At 72.4% G+C, this 26,249-nt stretch carries 19 protein-coding genes and 1 pseudogene; 17 read left to right on the plus strand and 3 right to left on the minus strand.

Translation table 11 applies throughout. The features are described from left to right. The first annotated feature begins 10 nt into the window (after window positions 1-10). The 17 genes and pseudogenes from ACIP5O_RS24430 to ACIP5O_RS24510 form a co-directional block, all read left to right on the plus strand. Complete coding sequence (locus tag ACIP5O_RS24430) at window positions 11-3,202, plus strand: amino acid adenylation domain-containing protein (protein ID WP_401296654.1); 3,192 nt, start codon at window positions 11-13, stop codon at window positions 3,200-3,202. A gap of 82 nt (window positions 3,203-3,284) precedes the next feature. Continuing rightward, window positions 3,285-4,040, plus strand: coding sequence for an aspartyl/asparaginyl beta-hydroxylase domain-containing protein (locus ACIP5O_RS24435; RefSeq protein ID WP_401296656.1), 756 nt, complete (start codon window positions 3,285-3,287; stop codon window positions 4,038-4,040). A gap of 50 nt (window positions 4,041-4,090) precedes the next feature. Continuing rightward, window positions 4,091-5,320: a cytochrome P450 gene (locus ACIP5O_RS24440; RefSeq protein WP_401296658.1), complete on the plus strand. Its 1,230-nt coding sequence runs from the start codon at window positions 4,091-4,093 to the stop codon at window positions 5,318-5,320. A 20-nt stretch (window positions 5,321-5,340) separates the two neighbouring features. Next, entirely contained in the window at window positions 5,341-6,645 is a 1,305-nt protein-coding gene (locus ACIP5O_RS24445; protein WP_401296660.1) for an MFS transporter, read from the plus strand. Then, a complete protein-coding gene (locus ACIP5O_RS24450; protein ID WP_401296662.1) occupies window positions 6,642-8,147 on the plus strand; it encodes an AMP-binding protein in 1,506 nt (501 codons plus the stop codon). The genes ACIP5O_RS24445 and ACIP5O_RS24450 overlap by 4 nt, the downstream gene beginning before the upstream one ends. A gap of 143 nt (window positions 8,148-8,290) precedes the next feature. Then, window positions 8,291-8,497: an MbtH family protein gene (locus ACIP5O_RS24455; RefSeq protein WP_401296664.1), complete on the plus strand. Its 207-nt coding sequence runs from the start codon at window positions 8,291-8,293 to the stop codon at window positions 8,495-8,497. Window positions 8,498-8,646: 149 nt separating this feature from the next. Next, window positions 8,647-9,444, plus strand: a complete 798-nt coding sequence (locus ACIP5O_RS24460; RefSeq protein ID WP_401296666.1) for a fatty acid desaturase family protein — start codon at window positions 8,647-8,649, stop codon at window positions 9,442-9,444. Between the two features lie 46 nt (window positions 9,445-9,490). Next, entirely contained in the window at window positions 9,491-10,564 is a 1,074-nt protein-coding gene (locus ACIP5O_RS24465) for a class I SAM-dependent methyltransferase (protein WP_401296668.1), read from the plus strand. A gap of 3 nt (window positions 10,565-10,567) precedes the next feature. Continuing rightward, entirely contained in the window at window positions 10,568-13,210 is a 2,643-nt protein-coding gene (locus tag ACIP5O_RS24470; protein WP_401296670.1) for an amino acid adenylation domain-containing protein, read from the plus strand. Between the two features lie 4 nt (window positions 13,211-13,214). Continuing rightward, on the plus strand, window positions 13,215-14,507 hold the full coding sequence (locus ACIP5O_RS24475; RefSeq protein WP_401296672.1) for a condensation domain-containing protein: 1,293 nt from the start codon (window positions 13,215-13,217) through the stop codon (window positions 14,505-14,507). Continuing rightward, window positions 14,504-16,156 (plus strand): condensation domain-containing protein, encoded by a 1,653-nt coding sequence (locus ACIP5O_RS24480; protein ID WP_401296674.1) that lies wholly within the window; start codon window positions 14,504-14,506, stop codon window positions 16,154-16,156. The genes ACIP5O_RS24475 and ACIP5O_RS24480 overlap by 4 nt, the downstream gene beginning before the upstream one ends. A gap of 3 nt (window positions 16,157-16,159) precedes the next feature. Beyond that, the gene (locus ACIP5O_RS24485; protein WP_401296676.1) at window positions 16,160-17,263 is read left to right on the plus strand and encodes a cytochrome P450; all 1,104 of its coding nucleotides are present in this window, start codon (window positions 16,160-16,162) and stop codon (window positions 17,261-17,263) included. Between the two features lie 38 nt (window positions 17,264-17,301). After that, complete coding sequence (locus tag ACIP5O_RS24490) at window positions 17,302-18,294, plus strand: LLM class flavin-dependent oxidoreductase (RefSeq protein ID WP_401296678.1); 993 nt, start codon at window positions 17,302-17,304, stop codon at window positions 18,292-18,294. Beyond that, on the plus strand, window positions 18,291-21,461 hold the full coding sequence (locus tag ACIP5O_RS24495) for an amino acid adenylation domain-containing protein (protein ID WP_401296680.1): 3,171 nt from the start codon (window positions 18,291-18,293) through the stop codon (window positions 21,459-21,461). Before ACIP5O_RS24490 ends, ACIP5O_RS24495 begins: the two co-directional genes overlap by 4 nt. Then, complete coding sequence (locus ACIP5O_RS24500) at window positions 21,454-22,290, plus strand: alpha/beta fold hydrolase (RefSeq protein ID WP_401296682.1); 837 nt, start codon at window positions 21,454-21,456, stop codon at window positions 22,288-22,290. The genes ACIP5O_RS24495 and ACIP5O_RS24500 overlap by 8 nt, the downstream gene beginning before the upstream one ends. 220 nt (window positions 22,291-22,510) lie before the next feature. Next, window positions 22,511-23,119 (plus strand): transposase family protein, encoded by a 609-nt coding sequence (locus ACIP5O_RS24505; protein WP_401296684.1) that lies wholly within the window; start codon window positions 22,511-22,513, stop codon window positions 23,117-23,119. Between the two features lie 13 nt (window positions 23,120-23,132). Further along, window positions 23,133-23,597 (plus strand): annotated as a pseudogene (locus tag ACIP5O_RS24510) (DUF6891 domain-containing protein); the annotation flags it as partial. Between the two features lie 110 nt (window positions 23,598-23,707). Here the strand turns inward: ACIP5O_RS24510 and ACIP5O_RS24515 are convergent. The 3 genes from ACIP5O_RS24515 to ACIP5O_RS24525 all read right to left on the minus strand — a co-directional run bounded on the left by ACIP5O_RS24515 (window position 23,708) and on the right by ACIP5O_RS24525 (window position 26,148). Then, window positions 23,708-24,568 carry a helix-turn-helix domain-containing protein gene (locus ACIP5O_RS24515; RefSeq protein WP_401296686.1) on the minus strand — a complete coding sequence of 287 codons (861 nt, stop codon included), beginning with the start codon at window positions 24,566-24,568 and terminating at the stop codon, window positions 23,708-23,710. Window positions 24,569-24,577: 9 nt separating this feature from the next. Beyond that, complete coding sequence (locus ACIP5O_RS24520) at window positions 24,578-25,420, minus strand: alpha/beta fold hydrolase (protein ID WP_401296688.1); 843 nt, start codon at window positions 25,418-25,420, stop codon at window positions 24,578-24,580. Between the two features lie 95 nt (window positions 25,421-25,515). Next, window positions 25,516-26,148 carry a response regulator transcription factor gene (locus tag ACIP5O_RS24525; protein ID WP_356544803.1) on the minus strand — a complete coding sequence of 211 codons (633 nt, stop codon included), beginning with the start codon at window positions 26,146-26,148 and terminating at the stop codon, window positions 25,516-25,518. Between the last annotated feature and the right edge of the window lie 101 nt (window positions 26,149-26,249).

The raw sequence follows: 26,249 nt of genomic DNA on the forward strand, positions 1-26,249 counted from the left end.
AGTGGTAAGCATGTTTCCGTTGTCGTTCGCCCAGCAGCGGCTGTGGTTCTTCAACCGGTTGGAAGGGCCGAGCCACACGTACAACGTCCCGGTGGTGATCCGGATGTCCGGCACGCCGGACCCGGCCGTCCTGGAGGCGGCTCTCGCCGATCTCGCCGGCCGGCACGAGAGCCTGCGGACCGTGTTCGGCGAGGCGGACGGCGAGCCGTACCAGCACGTCCTTCCCGCCGGCGAGGCCGCTCTGGTGCCGGAGCGGCGGGACGTGGACCGGGAGAAGACCGACGCCGTACTGCGCGAGCTGGCGGAGCTTCCCTTCGACCTGGACGCGGACGTCCCGCCCGTGCGGGCCCACCTGCTGCGGATCGCCGAGGACGAGCAGGTGCTGGTGCTGGTGCTGCACCACATCGTCTGCGACGGATGGTCGATGACACCGCTGCTGCGGGACCTCGGCCAGGCGTACGCCGCGCGGGCCGAGGGCCGCGCGCCGGTATGGGAGCCGCTGCCCGTGCGGTACTCCGACTACACCTTGTGGCAGCGCGACCTGCTGGGCAGCGAGGACGATCCGCAGAGCCTGGTCCGCCGGCAGCTGCAGTTCTGGCGGGACTTCCTGGAAGGGCTCCCGGACGAGCTGGACCTCCCCCGGGACCGGCCGCGCCCGCAGGCCGCGAGCTACCGCGGCAAGGAGATCGGCTTCCGCATCGCCCCGGAGGTCCACGCCGGGCTCGCGGAGATCGCCCGGCAGACCCGCAGCACCCTGTTCATGGTGGCGCAGTCCGCCGTCGCGGCGCTGCTCTCCCGCCTGGGCGCGGGTACCGACATCCCCCTCGGCACGGCCATCGCCGGGCGTACCGACAACGCGCTCGACGACCTCGTCGGCCTCTTCATCAACACCCAGGTGCTGCGCACCGACGTGTCCGGACGCCCGACGTTCCGGGAGCTGGTGGAGCGGGTGCGGGAAACCGGTCTGGAGGCGTATGAGCACCAGGACCTGCCCTTCGAGCGGATCGTGGAGGAGCTCAACCCCGTCCGCACCCGCTCCCGGCACCCCCTGTTCCAGGTCGGCCTCGAACTGCACGGCGGCGCGCTGGAGCTGGAGCTCCCCGGCGTGGATACGCGGGTCGAACTGTTCAAGATGGCGCTGTCGAAGTTCGACCTGTCCTTCGTCCTCGTGGAGCAGCGGGCACCGGACGGCACCCCGCTGGGAATCGACGGCACCCTCGAGTACGCGACGGACCTCTTCGACGAGGGCACCGCGACCGTGCTCGTGGACCGGTTCGTCCGGTGGCTCGGGCAGCTGGCGGACGACCCGGACGGCGACCTCGCCACGGTCGACGTCCTCACCCGGGCCGAGCGCGACCTGCTGGAGCAGTGGACCGAGACGGCCTCGGAGCTGCCGGACAAGACCATCGGCACCCTCTTCGAGGAGCGTGCCGCCGCCACGCCCGACGCGCTCGCCCTCGTGGCCGGGGACACCCGGCTCACGTACGGCGAACTCAACGCCTGGGTGAACCGTCTCGCCCACCGCCTGCTGGCACTCGGCGTCGTGGCCGACGACCTGGTGGCCGTCGCGCTGCCGCGGACAGCGGAGGCGATCGTCGCCTGGCTCGCGGTCGTCAAGGCGGGCGGCGTCTACACCCCCGTCGACCCGCAGAGCCCCGTCGAGCGGATCCGCACCGTCCTCGCCGACGCCCGTCCTGCGGTGCTCGTCACCACCGAGGACGTCGCGGCCGGCCTGCGAGTGGCCGTACAGCTGCCGGCCCTGGTCACCGAGCACAGGCAGCAGGACCAGCCGGAGCACAACCCGACCGACGCGGACCGCCCCGTCCCGCTCGGCCTCGACCATGCCGCGTACGTGATCTACACCTCGGGGTCCACCGGCCGGCCCAAGGGCGTGACGGTGCTCCACCGTGCCCTGACGAACCTGTGGCACTTCCACACCGGCGTCACGTTCCCGCAGCCCACCGGCCCCGAGGACCGCAGGCGGGTGTCCCTGTCGGCCTCGCTCGCCTTCGACACGTCGTGGGAGGGCGTGCTGGCCATGATCGCCGGGCATGAGCTCCACCTGCTGGACGAGCTGACCCGCCGCGACCCCGCCCGCATGGTCGACTACGTGGTCCGCCACGGTGTCGCCCAGATCGACGTCACCCCGAGCTATGCGCAACAGCTGCTCGCCGAGGGGCTGCTGGACGGCGACACCCCGCTGCGGACGCTGATGCTCGGCGGCGAGGCCGTCAGCGAGACGCTGTGGAGCGAACTGCGCACCGCACCGGCCACCACCGTCTTCAACTACTACGGCCCCAGCGAGTTCTGCGTCGAGGCGTCCGGCTGCGCGCTGCCCGAGTACGAGAGTGCCAGCATCGGCCGCCCCGTCCACAACACCCGGGTACACGTGCTGGACGAACAGCTCAACCCGGTGCCGCCGGGTGTGCTGGGCGAGCTCTACCTCGCGGGCGCCAACCTCGGCCGCGGCTACATGGGGCGTGCGGCACTGACCGCCGAGCGGTTCGTCGCGAACCCGTACGGCGCACCCGGCGAGCGCATGTACCGCAGCGGCGACCTGGCCCGCTGGACGACGGACGGCTTCCTGCGCTTCGCCGGCCGTTCCGACGACCAGATCAAGCTGCGCGGCTTCCGGATCGAGCTGGGCGAGATCCAGGCGGCCGTCGACGCCCACTCCACGGTGGCGGACTCCGCGGTGATCGTCCGCGAGGACGTACCGGGTGACAAGCGCCTGGTGGCGTACGTCGTCCCGGAGAGGGGCCACACGGTGGACGTGGCCGCGCTGCGCGCCGAACTGGCGCTGGTGCTGCCCGACTACATGGTGCCGGCTGCCTTCGTGCCCTTGGACGTGCTGCCGTTGAACCGCAACGCCAAGCTCGACAAGCGTGCGCTGCCGGTCCCGGACTACGGATCGCTGTCCTCCGGCCGGGCCCCGGTCACCGAGCGGGAGAGGGCGGTCGCCGGACTGTTCGCCGAGATCCTCAAGGTCGAGGCGGTGTCCCTGGACGACAACTTCTTCGAGCTCGGCGGGCACTCGCTGCTCGCGACCCGCCTGGTGAACCGGATCCGGACCGTCCTGGGCGTCGAGGCCAATCTGATGAAGCTCTTCGACAACCCCACCGTCGCCGGCGTGGTGGCGAGCCTGGAGCAGGAACCGACCACCGGGGCGGAGCGCCCCAAGCTGGTACGCCGCACGGCGTGACCGCGACGCTCACGGGGCGGGTGCCGCGCAGCGGCGCCCGCCCCCTTGCGTGCAGGACAGACCCGATCGGACAGGAGAGACAGTGACACCGGAGATCGACGACCGCTTCGCGGCCCTCAAGGCGCGGTACGGGACGGATTCGCTGGAGCGGGTCGAGGAGATGCTGGAGCCGCGCCGCCGCAGCGACCGGCGCCACCCCCTCCAGCAGGCGGCCAAGTGGGTGCTGCCCGGAATCCCCCAGCAGCCGTGGCACGACCCGTACGCCTACCCGGAGCTGCTGCCGCTGGTCACCGCGCTCGAGGAGAACCACGCGCGGATCAAAGCGGAACAGGAGCTGGCCTGGGAGCAGCGCCGGGCGAGCTTCACGGACTACGAGCACTACCTCGTCCGCCAGCGCAACTGGCAGGCCCTCTACCTTTACCGCGACGGGGCACTGGTGGCGGACTCGGAGCCGCTCGCCCCGACGGCCTACAAAGTGCTCAAGGAGAACGCGGTCGACACCGGTGTGATCTGTCCGCTGCTCGAATCGCACTTCTCCACGCTGCTGCCCGGCGGGGCCATCAAACCGCACTGCGACCTGTGGAACTTCAGCATCAACCTGCACCTCGCCATCGACATCCCCGAGGGCACGGGCATCAGGGTGGCCGAGGAGACCCGCACCTGGGAGGAGGGCAGGACCCTCCTCTTCGACTACTCCTTCGAGCACGAGGCGTGGAACAGCGGCGACCGCACGCGGACCTGCCTGCTCGCCGACCTGTGGCATCCCGACACCACGGTGCCCGAGCGGGCGGCCCTCACCGTGCTCATGACCGAGATCCAGAAGATGATGGCCGGCTGACCACCGCCCGCCACGCGTTCCCTACTCCACATTCCTCACGAGGGGCCCCTGTGACGTTGACCTACTCCGCCAAGGCGGTGCTCGACCGGATCGATCTCGCCGATCCCCAGCTCTTCGCGGAGCCGGGGCACCACCGGGTGTTCCGGCTCCTGCGCGACCACGCCCCGGTGCACTGGAACCCGCAGCAGTCCGAGCCCGGCTTCTGGTCCGTCACGCGGTACGAGGACTGCCTCGCGGTCCAGAAGGACGGAGCCACCTTCAGCTCGGCCGGCACCAACACGCTCGGTGCGCAGCGCTGGACCGGCGACGAGGGTTCGGGCCGGATGCTCACCCACACCGACGGCCCCCGGCACACCGAGCTGCGGCAACTGGTCAACCGGGCGTTCACGCCGCGCGCGGTCGCCAGGCTGGAGCCGTACATCCGGTCGGTGATCCGGCAGTCGCTCGACGAGGCTCTGGAGCAGGGCGAGGTCGACTTCGTCGACACCGTCGCGCTGCTGCCCGTGGCCTCGATCGCCGCGCTGCTCGGCGTACCGCAGGAGGACTGGGCACTGTTGCTGCGCCTGACCACGGCAGCGTTCGGATCTGCCGACCAGGACCTGCGGACCTCTCCGAGCGCCCGTGCCAGTGCCGCCATGGCCCACGCGCAGCTGCTGCTGTACTGCCAGGACCTGATGAGCCAGCGCCGGGTCTCGCCGCGCGAGGACATCGTGACCTCCCTGGTCGAGGCGCAGGACAAGGGGCTGCTGGACGAGGAGGGCGCCATGCTCTTCTTCGACCTGCTGCTGCTCGGCGGGAACGAGACCACCCGGCACGGCGCCGTCGGCTCGCTGATCGCCTTCATGGAGCACCCGGAGCAGTGGCAGCGGCTGCGCGCGGACCGCGGCCTGCTGAACACCGCGGTCGGGGAGGTCCTGCGGTACGTGTCGCCGAGCCAGCACGTGCTGCGCCGGGCGGAGCGCGACGTCGAACTGCACGGTGTACGGATCGAGGCGGGCCAGGACGTGGCGATCTGGCACTTCTCGGCCAACCGGGACGAGCGCGTGTTCGCGGACGCCGACCGGTTCGACATCGCCCGGACGCACAACCCGCATCTGGCGCTGGGATCGGGGCCGCACTACTGCCTGGGAGCGGCCCTGGCCACCATGGAACTGCGCCTGTTCCTCGACGAGCTGTGCGAACGGGTGGGCTCCGCTGTCATGATCGAGCCGCCGGTGCGGCTCGCGTCCACGGTCATCAGCGGGTACAAGCACCTGCGCGTCCGGCTGCTTCCCGCATGAGCCCGCAGGGAACCGATTCCGTGACCACTTCCGCACCTGCCGCCGCGGCCGGCCCTGCCGCGCCGGCGCCCGCCGCCCCCCTGTGGCGCAGCAGGAACTTCCTGCTGCTCTGGGGCGGCCAGACCGTCGGCGAGCTGGGCGCGCGGATCTCCGGCGTCGCGGTGCCGCTGCTCGCGGCGACCACGCTGCACGCCAGTGTCTTCCAGATATCCCTGCTGTCCTTCCTCGGCTGGCTGCCGTACCTGCTCTTCTCGCTGCCCGCGGGGATCCTGGCCGACAGGGTCGACCAGCGGAAGCTGATGATCGTGTGCGACCTGGCCCGCATGGCGCTGATGCTCTCGCTGCCGCTGGCCGCGCTCCTGTGGGAGCTGAGGCTCTGGTACCTGTACCTGGTCGTCGGCGTCTGCGGGGTGTTCACCGTGCTGTTCAACGTGGCGTACAAGAGCATGCTGCCCAGGCTGGCCGGACCGGACCGGCTGGTCGACGCCAACGCGAAGATCGTGATGAGCCAGGAGTTCGCCGAGCTCATCGGGCCGACCGTCAGCGGTCTGCTGATCGGCCTCGTCGGCACCGCCCGGACCTTCTTCAGCAACGGGCTGGCCTTCCTCGTCAGCGCGGTGACGCTCGCGCTGCTCCGGGAGGCGCCCCGGCCTGCGGCGGCGGAGGCGTCCGACGGCGGCGGGCGGGCCGGGCTGCGGGCCGAGATGAGCGAAGGCCTCGCCTTCATCCGCAGCCGCCCGATCCTGCTGGCGATCCTGGCCTGCACGGCCACCTCCAACTTCTTCGTCATCGCGAAGAGTTCCATCGAGGTCACGTTCCTCGTCCGCGAGCTGCACGCCTCCTCGCTCGCGGTCGGCCTCGTCTTCAGCGTGAGCGCCGTCGGCGGCCTGGCGGTCGGCGCCGTGGCGAGCCGGCTCTCCCGCCGGATCGGCACCGCCCGCATCATCTGGGTGGCCATGGCCGTACCGGGCCCGCTGTACGCCCTCATGCCGCTGGCCACGCCGGGCTGGGGGCTGCTGACGTACGGCTTCGGCCTCGCGGCGTTCTCCGCGAACGTGGGCCTGTACAACATCGCGGCGACCTCGTACCAGCAGCAGGTCACCCCCGCCCACCTGCTCGGGCGGGTCAACGCGGCCTTCATGTGGATATGCCTCGGCGTCATCCCGATCGGGGCACTGTTCGGCGGCGCCCTCGGAAGTGGGCTGGGCCTGCGCACCACGCTGTGGATCTGTGTGCTGGGGACCTGGAGCGCCGCGCTCTTCGTCGTCTTCTCACCGCTGCGGACGATGCGGGACATGCCCGCGGAAGGGACCTCATCACCGTGACCGCCAAGACACTGCACGCCTGGTTCGCCGACAGCGTCCGGCGGGTGCCCGAGGCGCCCGCGCTGGTCATCGCCGGGCAGAGCCTCACCTACGCCGAACTGGACGCGGTCTCCCGGTACGTCGCGGGCCGTGTGAGGGGGGCGGACCCCCGTGCGGGCCGCGTCGGGCTGCTGGCCTCGCGCAGCGTGGCGTCGTACGCGGGCTACCTCGGCACCCTCCTGGCCGGTGGCACCGTCGTGCCGCTCAACGAGGCGTACCCGGCGGAGCGCAACCGCAGGATCCTCGAACTCGCCGGGCTCGACGCCGTCTTGGCCGACGCGGCGCAGGACGCCTCGTTCGCGGACGGGACCGGGGTCCCGGTCGTCCGCATCGGCGCCGACGACGTGACACGGGCCCTGCGGGAACGCGGTCCGGCGCCCGCCCCGGCGGGGGAGCCGGGCGACCCCGACGACACCGCCTACATCCTGTTCACCTCGGGATCCACCGGCGTGCCCAAGGGCGTGCCGATCCGGCACGGCAACCTCGACGCGTTCCTCCGCCACCACATCGCCCGCTACGACGTGGGGCCCGGTTGCCGGCTCTCGCAGACCTTCGGCCTCACCTTCGACCCCTCGGTGTTCGACATGTTCGTCGCCTGGGGCGGCGGCGCGGCGCTCGTGGTTCCCACCCGCGAGGAGCTCCTCGACCCGGTCTCCTTCGTCGCCGGCAACGCGCTCACCCACTGGTACTCCGTACCGTCGATCATCTCGCTCGTCCGGACGGGGGGCTCACTGACACCGGGCAGCATGCCCTCACTGCGTCGGAGCCTGTTCGCCGGCGAGCAGCTGCCCCTGGAACAGGCCCGGGCCTGGAAGGAGGCGGCGCCGGGCAGCACGGTCGAGAACCTGTACGGGCCGACGGAGCTCTCGGTGACCGTGACGGCGTACGCCCTGCCGGGCGACACGGCCGACTGGCCGGCCACGTCCAACGGGACGGTGCCCATCGGCACCGTCTACGGGCACCTCGACCACCGGGTCGACCCGGAGACGGGGGAGCTCCAGGTACGCGGACCCCAGCGGTTCGCGGGCTACCTCGACCCGGCGGACAACCGGGGCCGCTTCGCGGAGCCCGACCAGGGCGGCGAGCGGGAGACGCCGAGCCCGGACGCCTGGTACCGCACCGGGGACCGGGTGGCACGGGAGGACGGGCAACTCGTCCACCTGGGACGGCTCGACCAGCAGGTCAAGATCATGGGGCAGCGGCTGGAGCTGGGCGACGTCGAGGCGGCCGTGCGCACCTGGGGCGGGCTGGGGGACGTCGTGGTCGTCGCCGCCCCCGGGGCCTCGGGGGAGTACCGGCTGACGGCAGTGTACAGCGGCCAGGAGACGGCGCCCGCGGAGATCCGCGCCCGCCTGCGGGCGCACCTGCCTTCCCACATGATTCCCAGGCGATTCGTCCATCGGCCCGCGCTGCCGCTCAATGCGAACGGGAAGTTCGACCGCGCCGCGTGCGGTCTGCTCTGATCCATTCCGGCCCGCATGCCGACAGGGGGGAGATGGATAACGCCTCCCAACTGCCGGTAATCCACCGCCCATGATGCCGGATCGGTCCTTCCTTTCTTCCTAGGCTTGGAGCATTACAAAGAGCCTGCGAGAAAGGGAATGAAATGGCGAATCCGTTCGACGACGAAGAGGGTGTTTTTCTCGTCCTGGTGAACGCCGAGGGCCAGCACTCCCTGTGGCCCGCGGCACGCGCCGTTCCGGCCGGCTGGGAGTCGGTGTCCGGTCCGGATTCCCGGCAGCGCTGCCTGGAGCGCATAGAGGAGAGCTGGACCGATCTGCGACCGGCGAGCCTTGCCCGGGCAGCCGGGTGACCCAGGTGAAAATAGCGACACCGCAGCGCATCTTCGAGCGCTCCCGCGTCAATCCGCAGGACCAGAACGCCTTCGTCGCAAAACTCGCCATAGCCCTGGCGATGGGCGCGGCAGGAATTTTTCTGGTACTGACACAGAATCTTTTCGGCGTGGCATCGGGGATTCTCCTGCTGGGAATTCTCTACACCCACATGGTGGAACTCCAGCACCAGTGCCTGCACCATTCCGCATTTCTGAAGGTCGGGCTGCACCGCACGGTCGGCGTCGTACTGGGCCTCCCGATGTTCGTCTCATACAGCCACTACCGCATCCGGCACCTGCAGCACCACCGCTTCCTGGGGACGGACCAGGACACCGAGTTCTTCGGCTTCGACACGCGCCAGCCGCTGACTCCGGCGGTCGTGCTCCGGGGCCTCTTCGACTACCGGCGGCTGGGCACGGTGGCCGCCGAGAGCTACCGCAGCTGGCGGGGCACCTGGCAGTACGGCAACGGCCAGGTGTCCGAGCGGATCCGCCGCAACAGCATGACCGAGTACCGCGCGATGGCCGTCCTCGCCGGCATCGCGGTGGCGGCCGCAGCCGCGGGCCACGGCGTGCTCGTGCTGGAGCTGTGGGTGGCACCCCTGCTCCTCGTGGCGACCCCGATGCACTTCCTCGTCGAACTGCCCGAGCACATCAGGTGCGAGAACGACACCACCGACGTGCTGCGCAACACCCGCTCCATCAGCGGCAGCTGGTTCAGCACGTGGCTGACCAACGGGAACAACCTGCACGTCGAGCACCACGCCGCGATGACGGTGCCGATCAACCGGCTGCGTGAACGCCACGACGAGGTGAAGGAATTCGCCAAGTTCGTCGACCACAGCTACTGGACCTTCTACCGCGCGGTGATCCGCGAAGTGCTGGCCAACGCGCGCCCGCGCAGCCGTACCGCGGCCCGGGGATAACCCCCCGCCGACGCCACGGCCCATCAGGCCCAGGACCACAGACCTCATGAAAGGCAACGCTGCGATGCTCACTGCCCCCGCCAAGGAGGCGCACACGGCGGACACCCGGGACCCCCTGGGTACCGTGCGCTATCTGCCGTCCCTGTCGCTCGACGCGTACCGGAAGGACGTCGTCGCCGACAGCTCGCTCCTGCGCTCGGTGGTCGACTTCGGACGGCCGGGGGCCGAGCTCGCCCTTTCGGTCCTGGAACGGACGGTCACGGAGTTCGACACCGACGAAACCGGCCGCGGGGACTCGTACCGCACGGCGCAGAGGGACGCGTCGGTCCGCTGGACCGGCGTCGAGCAGCTGTTGGGGCTGTGCGCACCGGACGGGCCGGCCGTGGTGCTGGACATCCTCGGCGGGGACGGGACCCTGGCCCGGGCCGTCGCCGAACTGGGCGGCGGGGCCACCTCGGGAGTCACCTTGCTGACCTCGGACATCTCCGGGGAGATGGTCAAGGAGGCGCTGGCCCAGGGCCTGCCCGCCGTCCGGCAGGCGGCGGACTTCCTCTTCGTTCGCGAGGGTTCGGTGGACGCGGTCCTCCTCGCCTACGGCACCCACCACATCGCCCGCCAGGACCGCCCGGCCGCGGTTCGCGAGGCGCTGCGGGCCGTCCGGCCCGGTGGACGGGTCGTGCTCCACGACTTCGACGAGGCCAGCCCGATGGCCCGGTTCTTCACGCAGGTGGTCCACCACCGGTCCCCCGGCGGACACGACTACCCCCACTTCACCCGCGCCGAGCTCGTAAGCCTCTTCGCGGACGCGGCCACACCGGCGCGGGTACTCGACGTGTACGACCCGCTGGTCGTCCGGGCCGACTCGGAGGAAGGCGCGCGCGAGGCCATGTGCGCCTACGTCGGCGGCATGTACGGGGTCTCCGGTTTCTTCGAGGAGCTGGGCGGCGTACAGGAGGCCTGGAGCCTGCTGGAGGAGGTCTTCGACCACACCGACTACCTGGCGGGGCTGGGTCGCACCGGTGACTTCCCCGCCGCTCCGCGCATCCGCGAGGCCGACGGCTCCTTCGTCGCCGAGGTTCCACGCGTGTCCGTCGTCGCCGTTGCGCAGAAGGCGGTCTGAACCATGAGCCACTCGCACCTCCTCGATCTGCTCGAAGCCTCGCGCGCCCTCGGAGACGAGCGCCCCGCGATCGTCAGCGCCGACGGCGAACTGGGCTACGGGGCCCTGTGGCGCCGCGTGGACGAGACCGCCGCCCTGCTGGCGCGCTCCGGCGTGGGCGCGGGCGACCACGTGGGGCTCCACTTCCTGCGGTCGGCCGACTACGTGACCTCCCTGCTGGCGACCCTGACCGTGGGCGCGGTCGGCGTGCCCCTCGACCCGGAGTACCCGGCCGAGCGCATCGACCAGATCATCGAGGCCGCCGATCCCCGTGTCATCCTGCGCAACGGCGCGAGCCGGCACGGCGACGAGCTGCTGCGGCCGGACCGCTGGGTCGACGTCGGCGGGCCGGACGGCGCCGTCGACCCCGGCACCGCCTCCACGTCCCGGCCCGCCGGCGCGACCGCGCAGGACCCGGCGCTGATCCTGTTCACCTCCGGATCGACCGGGAAGCCCAAGGGCGTTGTACTCCAGCACGGCGGCCTGTCCAACCGCCTGGCCTGGGGCCACGAGCGGTACGGCATCGCCGCCTCCGACCGGGTCCTGCACAAGGCCTCGATCGCCTTCGACGCCTCCCTGCACGAGATCTTCTCGCCGCTCATCGCGGGCGGCACGCTGGTGATCGCGCCGCCGGGGCTGCAGTTCGACAGCCGCGGCCTGATCCGGCTCATCCAGGACGCCGGGATCACCACGGCGCACTTCGTGCCCTCGATGCTCCGGCACGTACTGGAGGAAGCCGAACTGGAGTTCTGCGACGACCTCCGCCGGGTCTTCTGCGGCGGCGAGGCCTTGGACATGGACATGGTCGGCCGCTTCCGCAAGGCGCTGCCGCTGTGCGACCTGTTCAACCAGTACGGCCCCACCGAGTGCTCCGTCAGCGTCACGTACTGGGACGCCTCCGAGGAGTTCGGCGGCGCCATCGCACCCATCGGCCGCGCGGTCGACGGCGCCGAACTCCACGTACTCGCCGAGGACATGACTCCGGTCGCCGAGGGCGAGACCGGAGAGCTGTGGATCGGCGGCATCCAGGTCTCGGCCGGCTACCTGGGCGACGACGAGCAGACCCGGGAGCGCTTCGTGCCCGACCCGTTCGGTCCGGCCGGCCGGATCTACCGCACCGGCGACCTCGTACGCCGGGCCGCCGCCGGGTACCTGGAGTTCCGCGGGCGCGTCGACGACCAGGTGAAGGTGCGCGGCATCCGCGTGGAGCCCGGCGAGGTCGGGGCCGTCCTGCGCCGGCACCCGATGGTCCAGGACGCGGCGGTCGTCGCCGTTCCCGACGAGGACAGCGGTGTGCGCCTGGTCGCCTACGTCGCCGCGAAGCGCAACCACGCGCCCGTCGTCGACGGCCTTCAGCGCTTCCAGCTGCCCGGCGGCCTGGCCGTCGCCGCACCCTCCGCCGACGAGGCGCTCTTCCTGCACCGTCAGATCTTCGAGGAGGACGAGTACTCCCGCTTCGGCGTCCACCTCGGCCAGGGCGCCGTGGTCGTCGACGTCGGCGCCAACATCGGGCTGTTCTCCCTGTGGTCCCACCGGCAGGCCGACGGGGTCCGGCTGCTCTCGGTCGAGCCCAATCCGGACGTCCTTCCCTTCCTGCGCTCCAACCTCGAACTGAACGCCGTGGCGAGCGAGGTCGTCCCGGTGGCGCTGACGGACCGCGTCGGGAGCGAGGAGCTGACCTCCTTCCCGCAGCTCACCTACCTGTCCGGACTCGGCGCCGACCGGGAGCGGGCCGCGGCCGACCTGGTCCAGTCGCACTACCGGAGTACCGTCATCGGCGACGGCGACCTGGCCGAGGAAGAGCTGTCCTCCCTCCTCGTGGCCGCCGAGAACCGGCTCGCGGCCACCTCGCACACCGTCGCGACCACCACCCTGTCGGCCCTCTTCGAAGAGCACGGGCTCGACCGGGTGGACCTCCTCAAGATCAACACCGAGGGCGCGGAACTCGAAGTCCTGCGGGGCGTCCGCCCCGAACACTGGTCCCGGGTCCGCCAGGTGTGCCTGGAGGTCGAGCGCGCGAGCGTGGTCGGCGCGAAGATCAAGACCTTGCTGGCCGACGCCGGTTTCGAGGTGAACGAGGTCGACGACTGGTGCGTCGGGACCGACGCCGACGTCACCTACGTCTACGCGACCCGCGGGACCGTCGGGACCGCCTCGGCCCCCGCTGCGGCGGCGGCTGCAGCCGCCGCGCCCGACACGTTGCTCACCGCCCGCGCCGTCCGGGCCCACCTGGCGAGCGCCCTCCCGCCGGCCATGCGCCCGCAGCAGATCGTCTTCCTGGAGGAGTTGCCCCGCCTGCCCAACGGCAAGGTTTCCAAGCTCGACCTCCCCGAGCCCCCGGCCCCCCACCGCGGCACCGGGGAGGGCACCGCGGGGACGGGGAGCACCCCGGACCGGCTCCGCGAGATCTGGCGCCGCGTCCTCAAGGTCGACGCGGTCGCGGACGACGACGACTTCATCGCCCTCGGCGGACACTCCCTGATGGCGCTGCGCATCTGCGGCCGCGTCCGCGAGGAGACCGGAATCCACATGACCCCGGACAGCTGCCTGCGCGCCCCCACCTTCGGGGCCTGGCTCGCCGAGGCGACCCGGCCGACGGGCGGGTGACGCGGTGACCGTCACCCTGCGGGCCGGCCGGGAGCTCTCGGACATGCAGCAGTCCATGCTGGCCCACGAGTCCATCGGGGCTCTGCCCGTCTACAACATGCCGCTGTGTTTCGAGATCACCGGGGCGGTCGACGCCGCGGCGCTGGAGGCGGCGCTGCACCACGTCGTCCGCCGGCATCCGGTGCTCAGCTCCACGTACGCGGACGGCAGGGCCCTTCCCCTCCCGGAGTCCGCGCCGCTGCCCCCGCTCCACACCGCCGTCGAGCGGTGTGCGGACGGAGCGGTCCCGGCCTCGCTGTCCCGGCTGTGGGAACGGCCCATGGACCTGGGCACCCGTGCCCCGGTGCGGGCCGGGTTCGTATCCGCCTCCCCGGACCACCACTACTTCGGTCTCTGCGTGCACCACGTCGCGGGCGACAGCTGGTCCCTCGCGCTGCTGCTGGAGGAACTCGGATCCGCCTACGGCGCCCTGCGCCACGGCGACGAGCCGGAAGCCCGGCCGCCGGCCCCGGACTTCTTCGACCACGCGGCCGAGGAGCAGGCCCGGAGCTGGGACACCACCTGGTGGCGGGCCCGGCTGGACGGCGTACGGCCGCAGCCCCACCCGCGCACCGACCCGCCGCCCCCGGCCGAACGGGGCACCCTCGTCGAAACGGGACTGGAACTCGATGCCGCGGCCACCCGCGGGGTCCGGGAACTGGCCCGCACCGCACGGGTGTCGCCGACCGCGGTGCTCCTGACCGCGGTCAGCCTGGCCGTCGCGGACGCCGGGGCGGCCGGCGCCGGCGGCACGGAGCACACGTCCACGGTCGGGCTCCCGGCGGTCCTGCGGGACGCGTACGCGCTCCAGGCGACCATGGGCCCCCTGCTCACCACTCTCCCGGTGCGCACCGCATGGCGGGAGCGGGCGACGAGCACCGAGCTGGTCCAGGCGCACGCGGACGCGATCAGCGGGGCGCTCGCCCACAAGGACGTCCCCTACTCGCGCGTCCTCAAAGCGGCCGGGGTCCGGCGCAGGCCCGGGACCGCTCCGCTCTTCCTGCACGTGGTCAACGCCGACAACGAGACGCCGCGACTACGCCTGTCCGGAGTGCGCACCGTGCTTCGGCCCATCACGCCCAAGTGGGCAATTTTCCCCGCACAGTGGGAATTCAGTTGGAAAGCGGTCGGAAATATCCGCGGAGTCCTCCAGGTCTCGGCGGACGTCTTCACCGCCGAGCAAGCACAGGACTGCGTCGGCAGGTTCCGTTCCAGCCTCACCCGTCTGCTGATGTCGGACACGAAAGGTTTCTCGTGAGTTCCTCGCCACACACCGCATGGCCGCCCGCCACCGAGGGTCGGCTGGAGGAGGTCCTGAGCGGCCTGTTCGCCGAGGTGCTCGACCTGCCCCGGGTCGGGGCCGACGAGGACTTCTTCGACCTCGACGGCGACTCGCTGTCGGCCATGCGGCTGATCAGCCGGGTCCGGGCCGTCCTCGGACTGGAGTTGAACATCCGCACCATGTTCACCGCCCCGACGGTGCGCGGCGTAGCCCGCGCCCTCGCCGAGGCGGCGGCCGAACCTGCCACGGCACCGCGGCCTCGCACCGGCCCGCAGCGCGGCGTGCGCCCCGAGCGGGTGCCGCTGTCCTTCACCCAGCAGGGGCTCTGGTACCTGTCGCTGCTCCAGGGCCCCAGCCCCACCTACAACATGCCCCTCACCGTGCGGCTGACGGGCCGGGTCGACACCGCGGCGCTGGAAGCCGCGCTGGGCGACTTGGTGCAACGCCACGAGTCCCTGCGCACCGTGTACCCCGAGGACCTCGGGGTGCCCTACCAGCAGGTGCTGGCACCGCAGGCCGCGCGCCCGGCCCTGCTCCGGGTCTCGTGCGACCGGTCGGACCTGGACGCGGCCGTGGCCGACGCGGCACAGGACGTCATCGACATCATGACCGAGGCGCCCCTGCGGACGTGGCTGTTCACCGCCCAGGACGACCCCGCCGAGCACGTCCTGCTCCTCCTCCTGCACCACATCGCCGCTGACGGCTGGTCCCTCCGGCCCCTGATGCGGGACCTGAACCGCGCCTACCTGGCCCGGCTGGAGGGGGCGGCCCCCGACTGGGAGCCGCTGCCCGTGCAGTACGCCGACTACGCCCTGTGGCAGCGCGACGCGCTGGGCGAGGAGAGCGACCCGGCCAGCCGCCTGTCGCAGCAGGTCGCCTACTGGCGGCGGGCGCTCGACGGACTTCCGGAGCAGGTGGAGCTGCCGGCGGACCGGCCGCGCCCGGCCGTCGCCAGCCACCACGGCGCCGCCGTGGAAGTCGTCGTCGACCGCACGGTCCACGAGCGACTGGCGCAGCTGGCCCAGGCACGCGGCGCCACCCTCTTCATGGTCCTCCAGGCGGCCTTGGCCCTGGTGCTGACCCGTTCCGGGGCCGGCGAGGACGTTCCGATCGGTACGCCCGTCGCGGGGCGCGCAGACGAGTCCCTCGACGGCCTGATCGGCTTCTTCGTGAACATGCTGGTCCTGCGTACGGACACCTCGGGGAACCCGACGTTCGGCGAACTGCTGGAACGGGTGCGCACAGCCGACCTGGAGGCATACGCACACCAGGACGTCCCCTTCGACCGGCTCGTCGAGGCGCTGAACCCGAAGCGGTCGGCAGCACACCACCCCCTGTTCCAGGTGGCGCTGGGCTTCGGCGGCCGCGGCTCCGCCGCGCTCGAGGCCGCGGGTCTGCGGGGCACCGCCGGACTGGCGCCCACACCCGTCGCCAAGTTCGACCTCGGCCTCTACCTGGACGAGGTGCAGGGCGCCGACGGATCCCCCGAGGGCATCGCCGGAGTCCTGGAGTACGCGACGGACCGGTTCGACCGGGCCACGGCCGAAGGCCTGGCGGCCGACCTCGTGCGGCTGCTGGCCCTGGTGTCCGAGCACCCGGACGCACCTGTCGGTACGGAGGGATAGGACATGCAGGAGACCGCGGCGCCCCCCGTGCGCTACTACCCGGAACTCGGCTCGTGGGTGATCGCCGGACACGATGCCGCCCAGGCCGCCCTCGGGCATCCCGGACTCTCGTCGCGCACCGCCGAGAACGGCATCTACCTGCCCGCCGACATGCGCGAGGAGTGCGCCGATCTGCTGGACGTCATAGGCCGGTGGTTCGTGCTGCTCGACGGTGAGGCGCACACGACGGGTCGGCGCGCCGTCCAGCGCATGTTCTCACCGGGCAGGATGCGCAGGATCCAGGAGGAGATCCGCGGCATCGTGGCGCGGGCCGTGGAGGAGTTCCCGAAGGACGGCGCGGGTGACGCGGTCACCCAGCTGGCCAACGTGATCTCCGCCCGCACCATGGCCCACCTCCTCGGGCTCCACGACGTGCCCGTGGACCGGCTGCACGAGTGGGCCGGGGCACTGGCCGACTTCCTCGCCGCCTCGTACCGCCGGGACTTCGCGGTGCGCGCGCAGCAGGCCGTGCGCGAGATGGGCCGGGCGCTGAGCAGCGTGGACGACGAGGACAGCATCTGGAACCTGGCCGTGGGAGACGACAGGGACCGGCTCGCCACCTGCTCGATGGTGCTCTTCGGCGGCCTCGAGACGACCGCCTCGCTGATCGGCCTGTCGCTCTGGTACGTGCTGGAGAACGACCTGTCCGCGACGGTCCGCGCCCCGGGGGCGACGGCCGCGACCGACTCCCTCATCGAGCGGGTGCTGGAGTTGTACCCGCCGCTGGGCCACGTGGCACGCACCGCGGTCACCGACCTGGAGATGGCCGGCTGCCCCATCGCCGCCGGCGACCTCGTCCTCGTGTCACTGACCGGGAACGACCCCTTCTCCGCCGGAGCGGCCCGTCCGGACCGTCCGGCCGCGCACGTCCCGAACGGCGCCCGGCCCGACCATCTCGCCTTCGGCCACTCCATGCACTACTGCATGGGCGCGACGCTCGCCCGGATGGAGGCGTCGATGCTCCTCTCCCTGTTCTGCGAGCGGTTCCCGACAGCCCGGGCCGGCGCCGTGAAGTGGAGCAGGAACCGCACGTACCGCGGTCTCGCCCACCTTCGCATCGAGCTTTGACCTGTCATCCCGTGTTCGGAAAGAGGTAGGAGGAAACAGTGGTCACCGTATACACCACCTTCCCGTCGGCGACCGATTGCACCCCGTGGGAATTCCGTGAGCGCCTGGCCCAGGAGGCCAAGTGGGCCGAGGCGGCCGGCATCCGGGGCATGCTCGTCTACAGCGACAACACGCTCCTCGACCCCTGGGCCGCCGCGCAGCTCCTCATCGAGAAGACCGAGCGGTTCGTCCCGCTCGTGGCCGTGAACCCGGTGTACATGCACCCGTTCAGCGTCGCCCGGATGATCAGCAGCATCGGCTTCCTCCACGAGCGCCGGGTCGACCTGAACTACGTCACCGGCGGGTTCCACCGGCACCTCCAGGAGCTCGGCTGCGGACTCGACCACGACCGGCGCTACGACCGGCTCACGGAGTACGCGGAGGTCGTCCGGCAACTCCTGGACGGTGGCCGCCCGGTCTCCTACGACGGCGAGTTCTACCAGCTCAAGCACGCGGCCATCACTCCCCCGCTCGAACCCGCGCTGAAGCCGGGGGTGTTCGTCTCCGGCACCTCCGACGCCTGCCGCACGACCCAGCAGCGGCTCGGCGCCACCAGGTTGTCCTACCCCCGCGAGATCGGCGAGTACGGGGACGGACAGCCGCTCGCCGGCGGTGGCATCCGCCTCGGCATCATCGCCCGCGACACCGCCGAGGAGGCCTGGGCCGTCGCCCACGCACGGTTCCCCTCCGACCCGCTGGGCGAGGAGGTCCACGAGATCGCCGCCGAAACCGTCGAATCGCAGTGGCACCTCAGCCTCTCCGAGGACGCGTTCCGGTCGCACTCGCCCAAGGACACCTACTGGCTCTATCCGTTCCGCGCCTACAAGACCTTCTGCCCCTACCTCGTCGGCACCTACGAGCAGGTCGGCGAGCTGCTCGCGCGCTACCTGGCGCTCGGCGTCTCGACCCTCATCCTCGACGAGATCACCGAAGAGGCGGACCTGCACCACTCGATGCGCGCACTGCGCCACGCCCAAGGGGAGACCGCATGATCCCGCTGTCCCACGCCCAGCGCAGGCTGTGGTTCATCGACCAGCTCGAAGGGCCGAGCGCCACCTACAACATCCCGGTGGTCCTCAGGCTCTCCGGCGACCTGGACGTGCCCGCCCTGCGCGCCGCACTCACCGACGTCGTGGACCGGCACGAGACCCTGCGGACCCTGGTGGGCGACACCGGCGGCGAGACCGTGCAGAAGATCCTGCCCCGCGACGCGGCCGAGGTGCGCCTGGAGGCGCACGACGTACCCGCGCAGGAGCTGGAGGCCGCGGTCGCACAGGCGTCCTCATACGTCTTCGATCTCGCCGGGGAGATCCCCGTGCGCGGCTGGGTGTACTCCACCTCGCCGACCGAACACGTCCTCGTCGTCCTCATCCACCACATCGCGAGCGACGGCTGGTCGACCGGACCGCTGCTGCGCGACCTGTCCGAAGCCTACGCCGCGCGCCGCGACGGTGCGGCTCCCGCCTGGCCCGAACTCCCCCTTCAGTACGCCGACTACACCCTGTGGCAGCGCGAACTGCTCGGCGACGAGAGCGATCCGGACAGCCTCGCCGGACGACAGCTGGCGTACTGGCGGGACCAACTCGCCGGTCTGCCCGAGGAGCTGCGGCTGCCGACCGACCGGCCCCGCCCCGCCGTCCCCGGCTACGGCAGCCGGATCATCGAATTCCGGCTCGATGCCGACGTGCACGCCCGTCTGGACTCCCTCGCCCGCGACCGCCAGGCCACCATGTTCATGGTGGTCCAGGCCGCGCTGGCCGTCCTGCTGACCCGGCTCGGCGCCGGCACCGACGTACCGGTGGGCTCGGTGACAGCCGGGCGCACCGACAGCGCCCTCGACGACCTGATCGGGTTCTTCGTCAACACCCTGGTCCTGCGCACCGACACCTCGGGCGACCCGACGTTCACCGAACTGCTCGACCGGGTGCGGCGCACCAATTTGAGCGCCTACGCGCATCAGGACGTCCCCTTCGAGCGCTTGGTGGAGGCGCTCAACCCGGCCCGGCACACCGGACGCCACCCGCTCTTCCAGACCCTGCTGGTCTTCCAGAACAACGACGAGGGCTCCCTCGACTTCCCGGGCGTGGACGTGTTGCCGTGGGAGGGCAACCAGCAGGTGGCGAAGTTCGACGTGAGCCTCGGGATGGCCGAGACGCGCGGCCCGGACCGGGAGCCGGCAGGACTGCGGGGAGGCTGGGTGTTCGCGGCGGACCTGTTCGACGCGGAGACCGCGGAGGCCGTGTCCGCACGCTTCGTCCGGCTGCTGGAGGCGTTCGCCGCCGACCCCGGGCAGCGGATCGGGTCCGCGCCGCTGCTGGACCCGGCCGAGCACCACCGGCTCGTGCACGCATGGAACGACACCGCGCGGCCGGTGCCCCAGGAGCTGCTGCCCGAGCTGTTCGACCAGCAGGTGCGGCGCACCCCCGAGGCCGCGGCCCTGGTGTGCGGGGAGTCCCGGCTGACCTACGCGGAACTCGACGCCTGGTCGAACCGGCTCGCGCGGCGGCTCGTACGGGAGGGGGCCGGGCCCGAGACGCTGGTGGCCGTGTCGGTGCCGCGCTCCGCCGAGATGGTGGTGGCCGTCTGGGCGGTGCTCAAGGCGGGCGCCGGCTACCTGCCGCTCGACCCGGACCTTCCCGCAGGGCGGGTGGCGACGGTCGTGGCGGACGCGCGTCCTGCACTGCTGGTGACCACGGGGAGGCAGGAGGGTGCCGGGCACGCCGCCGGACTGCCCAGGATCCTGGTGGAGGAGGCCGCCGGCGACGGCTCGCTCCTGTCCGGTGCCCCGCTCACCGATGCGGACCGCCGCAGCCCGCTGCTCCCGGACCACCCGGCCTACGTGATCTACACCTCCGGATCGACGGGCCGGCCCAAGGGCGTCGTCGTCCCGCACCGCGGGGTCAGCGCCCTGGCCGCGTGGGCCGGGGAGGGGTACGGTGCGGACCGCCTCGCGCACGTGCTGGCCGCGACCTCGCTCAGCTTCGACGTCTCCGTCTTCGAGGTCGTCGTCCCGCTGGTGTGGGGAGGCTGTGTCGAAGTGGTGCGCGACCTGCTGGAGCTCGCCGAGCGCCCCGGCTGGTCGGCCACCCACGTCGGCGGTGTCCCCTCGGCCTTCGCCGCCCTCGCGGGGCGCGAGGACCTGGACGTCAGAACCGGCACCGTGGCCCTGGCCGGAGAGGCGCTCTCCCCGGGAGTGGTGCGCAGGCTGCGGGCCGCCCTGCCCGGGGCCGAGGTGGTCAACCTGTACGGGCCCACCGAGGCCACCGTGTATGCCACGGCGTGGTTCGGCGCGGACGACCCCGGAGCCGACGGGGGTGCCGCCGCGGTGGTACCCATCGGCAGCCCCCTGCACAACACCCGCGCCCATGTCCTGGACGAGAGGCTCCAGCCGGTACCGGTCGGGGTGACCGGCGAGCTGTACCTCGCGGGTGCGGGGCTGGCCCGGGGCTACCTGGGCCGGCCTGCCCTGACCGCCGAGCGTTTCGTGGCCTGCCCGTTCGGCGCACCGGGGGAGCGCATGTACCGGACGGGCGACCTGGTCCGCCGGCAACCGGACGGGCGGCTGGTGTTCATGAGCCGGGTCGACGACCAGGTGAAGCTGCGCGGCTACCGCATCGAGCCCGGCGAGGTGGAGTCCTCCCTCCTGGACCACCCGCAGGTGGGGGCCACTGCGGTCGTGGTGCGCGAGGACGCGCCGGGGGACCGGCGCCTGGTGGCGTACGTGGTGCCGCGCGACGGGGCCGCCGTGGAGGCGGGGGTCCTGCGGACGCACCTGCGGGAACGGCTGCCCGCCTACATGGTGCCGTCGGTCATCGTGCTCCTCGAAGCCCTGCCGGTGACGGCCAGCGGCAAGGTGGACCGAGCGGCGCTGCCGGTGCCGGAGACCAGCGGGTCGGTCTGGCGGGGGCCGAGCACACCGCGCGAGGAGACGCTGTGCGCGATGTTCGCAGAGGTACTGGGGGTCGAACAGGTCTCGGTCGACGACGACTTCTTCGAACTCGGCGGCCACTCCCTGCTGGCGCTGAACCTCGTCGCCCGGGTGCGCTCGGCCTTCTCGGTCAACGTGCGGTTCCGGGACTTCTTCTACAACGCCACCGTTTCGGACCTCTCGCGGATGGTCGAAGGGGACACCCGAGCCGGAGGTGCGGCCGGTGCCTAGCCCGATCGACACGCGCCCGTCCGCCCGCCTGATCCCGCTGGGGTCCGCCGACCCCGACCGGGATGTGATCTTCCTGGTCCACGCCATCGGCGGAACCGTCCACTCGTACGCGGCCCTCGCGAAGTGCCTGCAGAAGACCCACGCGGTGGTGGGCATCGAGGCCTTCGGCATCCGCGACGACGACCCCCCGGTCAACACGCTGGGAGAGATCGTCGAGCGCTACGTCGAGGCGGTGCGAACCGTGTCGCCCGCCGGTCCGTACCGGCTCGGCGGCTGGTCGATGGGCGGCATAGTGGCCTTCGAGATGGCGCGGCGGTTGGAGGAGGAGGGCCAGGAGGTCGGGTGCGTCACCCTCCTGGACTCCCCGTACACACTCAGCCGGGCGGACCTGGGGTACGCGGACACGAGCGGTGGACGTTCGCTGGCGGCACGCTTCGCCGAGGACGTATCGGATTCGCTCGGGTGGAGCATGCCCGCGGCCGGACTCGTGGACGCCGATCCTCTGGGCTGGCTCGCTGCGGCCATCGCCGGTGGCGGCGGAGAGGAGGCGGCCGACCGGATCGAGGTCGTGCGCGAGGAAATCGAGCGGCGCTTCGCCGTGTTCGAGGCTCATGCCGAGGCCCTGGCCGGCTACCGCCCGAGCGGGACGGTCGCCGCCGACCTGCGGGTGCTGATCCCGTACGACTCGCCCAACCTCGGCACGGCGTCGGGCTGGGCAGCGGCGACACGCGGCCGGTTCCGGCACGGGGAGGTGCGGGGCGACCATTACACCTTCCTGCGCGCGCCGGTCGTCACCGAGGTCGCGGCGTTCGTGGCCGCGGGGAGGTGATCACCTCCCCGCGGCGCTCGGCCCGGGCCACCTGCTCGTCCGACGGCGCGAACGTGATCACGGATGTGGCGCCGCCCCAGCCGCCACGAACGACGTCCAGGCATTGAGCTGTTTCCAACCCGATGGCGATGTCCGTCAGTTGGCCGGCTCCGCGGCGTGATGAAGCTCCTGGCAGGAGGTGCCACGACCAAGATCCACCGTGTCCCACCAGGAGCTCCGCGTGCTTGTCCACCCGTCGTCGATCGATCTGTCCAGCCGCACCCTGCGCCACCTGAGCGCTCAACTGCATGCCCGGCGGCGGGAGGTCGGAACGCGCCGGCGGCGTCTGCCCACGGACCGACAGGCCCCGCTCGCCTCGGCCCACCCGCGATGCGGCGATACCCGTGCCCAGCTCGCCGCCGGGTTCCGCACCGGCATCGAGACCGTCTGTCGCTCCGTACGCGAGGCCGTCGACGTCCTGGCCGTCCTCGCCCCGACCCCGACCGAGGCGACGAAGACCATCCGCACCAAGGCGTTCGTGATCCTGGACGGCACCCTCCTGCCGACCGACCGGATCGCCGCCGACACCCCGTACCACTCCGGGAAACACAAGCGTCACGGCATGAACGTCCAGGTCCTCACCGATCCGTCCGGTCGGCTGTTGTGGGCGTCGCCCGCCCTGCCCGGGTCCTTCCACGACCTGACCGCCGCACGGACCCGCGGGATCACCGGCGCGCTGGCCGCGGCCACTCCGAAGGGCTGGCGCCTTCCGCGGAAGCTCCGCTGCGGCACCAACCGCGTCACCGCGATCGTCCAGGCCGTCCTCGTCCTTCACCACGCGTCAGCGTGAGGTTGAAAAAGGCTCGGTCTTCGGTACCGAGGACCGCCGGCCCGTCTCCCGCGAGCAGGCGCGGGCGCCGGCCGACCGGCTGTGGCCGGAGCGGGTCGCGGAGCAGGCCGCGTGTCGGGGCGAGACCGACCCTGAGCGGCTCACCCGCGCGTTCACCGCCCTGGAGGAGTCCGGCATCACCGCCCGCGAGAACTTCGCCTGCTGCCGTGCCTGCGGCCAGTCCGAGATCGGCGACGAAGCAGGGCCCGACGCCCGCGGCTTCGTCTACTTCCACACCCAGTGCACGGACTCCGCCGCGACCGGCCACGGCCTGATGCTCCTCTACGGGGGCTTCGACGGCTCGTCCGAGACCACCGCGGCCGTCGGCCGCGAGGTCGTGGCCGCCCTCGCCGCGGTCGGCCTCCCCACCGAGTGGGACGGCGACCCCGGCCGGGCCGTCACCGTCACGCCCCTGGACCGGCGCCGCCGCCTCGTCGGTCGGGGGCGGGCTGCGAACCGGCCGTATCGGTCGCTGCGGCCTGTGAACCGTACGGTTCAGGCGCCGTCCGTGAGCCGTACGGTCCGGGCCCCGCCCGCGAGCCGTACCGTTCAGGCCCCGCCCGTCCGGCGCCGGCCGGGCGACGACGCCGGCCAGGCGACGTCGTCGATCGCGAGCCACGGCGCGACCGCCACCGCCGAGGGGGTGAGGCCGGTGAACTCCCTGACCTCGCGGTGGAGATGGGACTGGTCGGCGTAACCGCTCCCGGCGGCGACGTCGGCGGCGGCGTGCCCGGCCGCGAGGAGACGGGCGGCGCGGTCGAACCGCACCAGCCGGGCGGCCCGCTTGGGCGCGACCCCGAGCTGGGAGCGGAAGCGGGCCGACAGGCGCTTGCGGCTCCAGCCGACCTCGTCCGCGATCCCGTCGACCCGCACCCGTCCCCGGCGGCCGAACGTCCGCCGCCAGGCGTGGGCCACCTCCGGATCGACCCGGGGGCCGGTGCCGAGCCTCCGGCCGAGGGCGTCCGCCGCGAGCGCGAACCGTTCGTCCCACGACCCGGCGGCACGCAGCCCCTCCTCGAACCGCTCGGCGTCACGGCCCCAGACGTCGGCGAGGGACACCACCTCCCCGCCCGGCCCGGCCGGCATACCGAGGACCGAAGCCGCCACGACCGGATCCAGCCGGATCTGGAGGCACTCGCCGACCCGGCCGCCCGCCCGGAGGTCACCGGGGAGGAGCCCGACGACGACACTGCCGCGCCCGTGCCGGTCCCGCGTGCGGTGGACAAGGCTCCCCTCCCCGCTCAGGTCGACGAGCAGGGTGACGGCGGGGTGCGCGACCATCGCGATGTCCACGGGCGCGGGGACGCCGTGGCGGAAGCCGGCCATGCCGACCCCCGGCATCCGGAGCGGGGCGCGCGGGACCACGACGTCCACGCGCGTCCAGTCGAGCGGTGCTTCCGTCGGCCGCATGGAACCAGCCTAGGGGCGTACGGGCGGGGTGTCAGCGCCCGGCGCCGTGAAGCCCAGCAGCAGTGCGGCGGTCCTGCCGGGCGCTTCGAGCACGGCCAGGTGCCCGACGCCGGGCAGCGTCTCGACCCGCGCGCCCGGCACCGCGTCGTACCGGTGCGCCGACGACGGCTCCCAGCGGGGGTCGGCGCCGCCGAAGACCACCAGCAGGGGCACCCCGAGGGCGGCGAGCCGCTCGGGCACGCTCCGTTCGGCGATGTAGGCGCCGTTGCACCGCAGCACCGCCCTGGTCGTGCGGTACGTGCCGTGCCGCAGGTCGGCGACCATGTCGTCCGGGACCTCCACCGGGCGGGCGGCCGTCGCGCCGATCCCCTTGCGGATCACCGCGTCCGAACGCCACGCCCACAGGAGCGGACCGAGGGGCGGGGCCAGCAGGACCCGGAGGAAGAGCGGCTGCGGGAGCAGCGCGTCGGGGGCCGGACCGGAACTGATCAGCGCGAGCGACCCCACCAGGTCGGGGCGCCGCTCGGCGAGCGCGGTGGCGACGTAACCGCCGCTGGAGTGCCCGGCCACGGCGACGGCGCGCAGCCCGAGGCCGTCCAGCACCGCCGCCACCCGGTCCGCCTGCGCGGGCACGTCGTACGACGGCGCGGGCGGGGACTGCCCGCAGCCCGGCAGGTCGACCCGGACGACGTGGTGGTGGCGGGCGAGCGCGGGGACCACGGGCCCCCACGTGGCGCCCGAGGCCCCCGATCCGTGGATCAGCAGCAGTGGGGGCGCCTGCCGTGGACCGTCGTGGACCACGTGCAGTCCGTGGGCGCGCCCGGTGTCGTGTTCACCCGTGAGTTCGCTCATGGAAGGAGCATGCGCGGACCGCCGCCCGCCGGTCTTGTACGTATGTCCGCGCGGAGCCGCCGCACGGCCGGCCTCGTACGTGTGCCCCGCGCGGCTCAGAGCCAGCCCTGCCGGCGGGCCGCCCGCACCGCCTCCATGCGGTTGCGGGTGCCCGTCTTGCCGATCGCGGAGGACAGGTAGTTGCGGACCGTGGACTCCGAGAGGTGCAGGGCGGCCGCGATGTCCGCGATCGTCGCGCCGTCCACCGAGGCCGCCAGGGCGTCCCGCTCGCGGGCCGTCAGGGGGTTCGGGCCCGCGCCGAGGGCCGCCGCCGCGAGCGCCGGGTCGACGACCGTCTCGCCCCGCAGGACCGTGCGGACCGCCTCGGCCAGCTCCTCCACCGGTCCGTCCTTCACCAGGAACCCGGCCGCCCCCGCCTCCATCGCCCGCCGCAGATAGCCCGGCCGGCCGAACGTCGTCAGGATGAGGACCCGGCAGTCCGGCACCTCGTCCCGCAGGTCCGCCGCCGCGTCGAGCCCCGAGCGCCCCGGCAGCTCGATGTCGAGCAGCGCCACGTCCGGCCGCGCCACGAGCGCCGCGTCCACGATCTCGTCCCCGCGCCCGACCTGCGCGACCACCTCGATGTCCGGCTCCATGCCGAGCAGCAGGGCCAGCGCCCCGCGCATCATCCCCTGGTCCTCGGCGAGCAGGACTCTCACGGACTTTCCCGGGCGGTGGTCCCGCGGCATCTCGGTCACGGGGAACAGGGTAGGGCGGACGGGCCGGGTTAAGGTGATCGCGCCCCGGGGGGACGGGGCCGGAATCCGTGGAACTTCGTACGTATGGGGTG

Source organism: Streptomyces sp. NPDC088915 (genome assembly GCF_044749825.1).
Taxonomy (GTDB): domain Bacteria; phylum Actinomycetota; class Actinomycetes; order Streptomycetales; family Streptomycetaceae; genus Streptomyces.

Bases quoted from the DNA above. Each gene is read 5' to 3' on its own strand.
- ACIP5O_RS24430 (WP_401296654.1), top strand. From the start codon at position 11: ATGTTTCCGTTGTCGTTCGCCCAGCAGCGGCTGTGGTTCTTCAACCGG.
- ACIP5O_RS24455 (WP_401296664.1), top strand. From the start codon at position 8,291: ATGGCGAATCCGTTCGACGACGAAGAGGGTGTTTTTCTCGTCCTGGTG.
- ACIP5O_RS24465 (WP_401296668.1), top strand. From the start codon at position 9,491: ATGAAAGGCAACGCTGCGATGCTCACTGCCCCCGCCAAGGAGGCGCAC.
- ACIP5O_RS24470 (WP_401296670.1), top strand. From the start codon at position 10,568: ATGAGCCACTCGCACCTCCTCGATCTGCTCGAAGCCTCGCGCGCCCTC.
- ACIP5O_RS24485 (WP_401296676.1), top strand. From the start codon at position 16,160: ATGCAGGAGACCGCGGCGCCCCCCGTGCGCTACTACCCGGAACTCGGC.
- ACIP5O_RS24495 (WP_401296680.1), top strand. From the start codon at position 18,291: ATGATCCCGCTGTCCCACGCCCAGCGCAGGCTGTGGTTCATCGACCAG.
- ACIP5O_RS24515 (WP_401296686.1), bottom strand. From the start codon at position 24,568: ATGCGGCCGACGGAAGCACCGCTCGACTGGACGCGCGTGGACGTCGTG.
- ACIP5O_RS24520 (WP_401296688.1), bottom strand. From the start codon at position 25,420: ATGAGCGAACTCACGGGTGAACACGACACCGGGCGCGCCCACGGACTG.
- ACIP5O_RS24525 (WP_356544803.1), bottom strand. From the start codon at position 26,148: ATGCCGCGGGACCACCGCCCGGGAAAGTCCGTGAGAGTCCTGCTCGCC.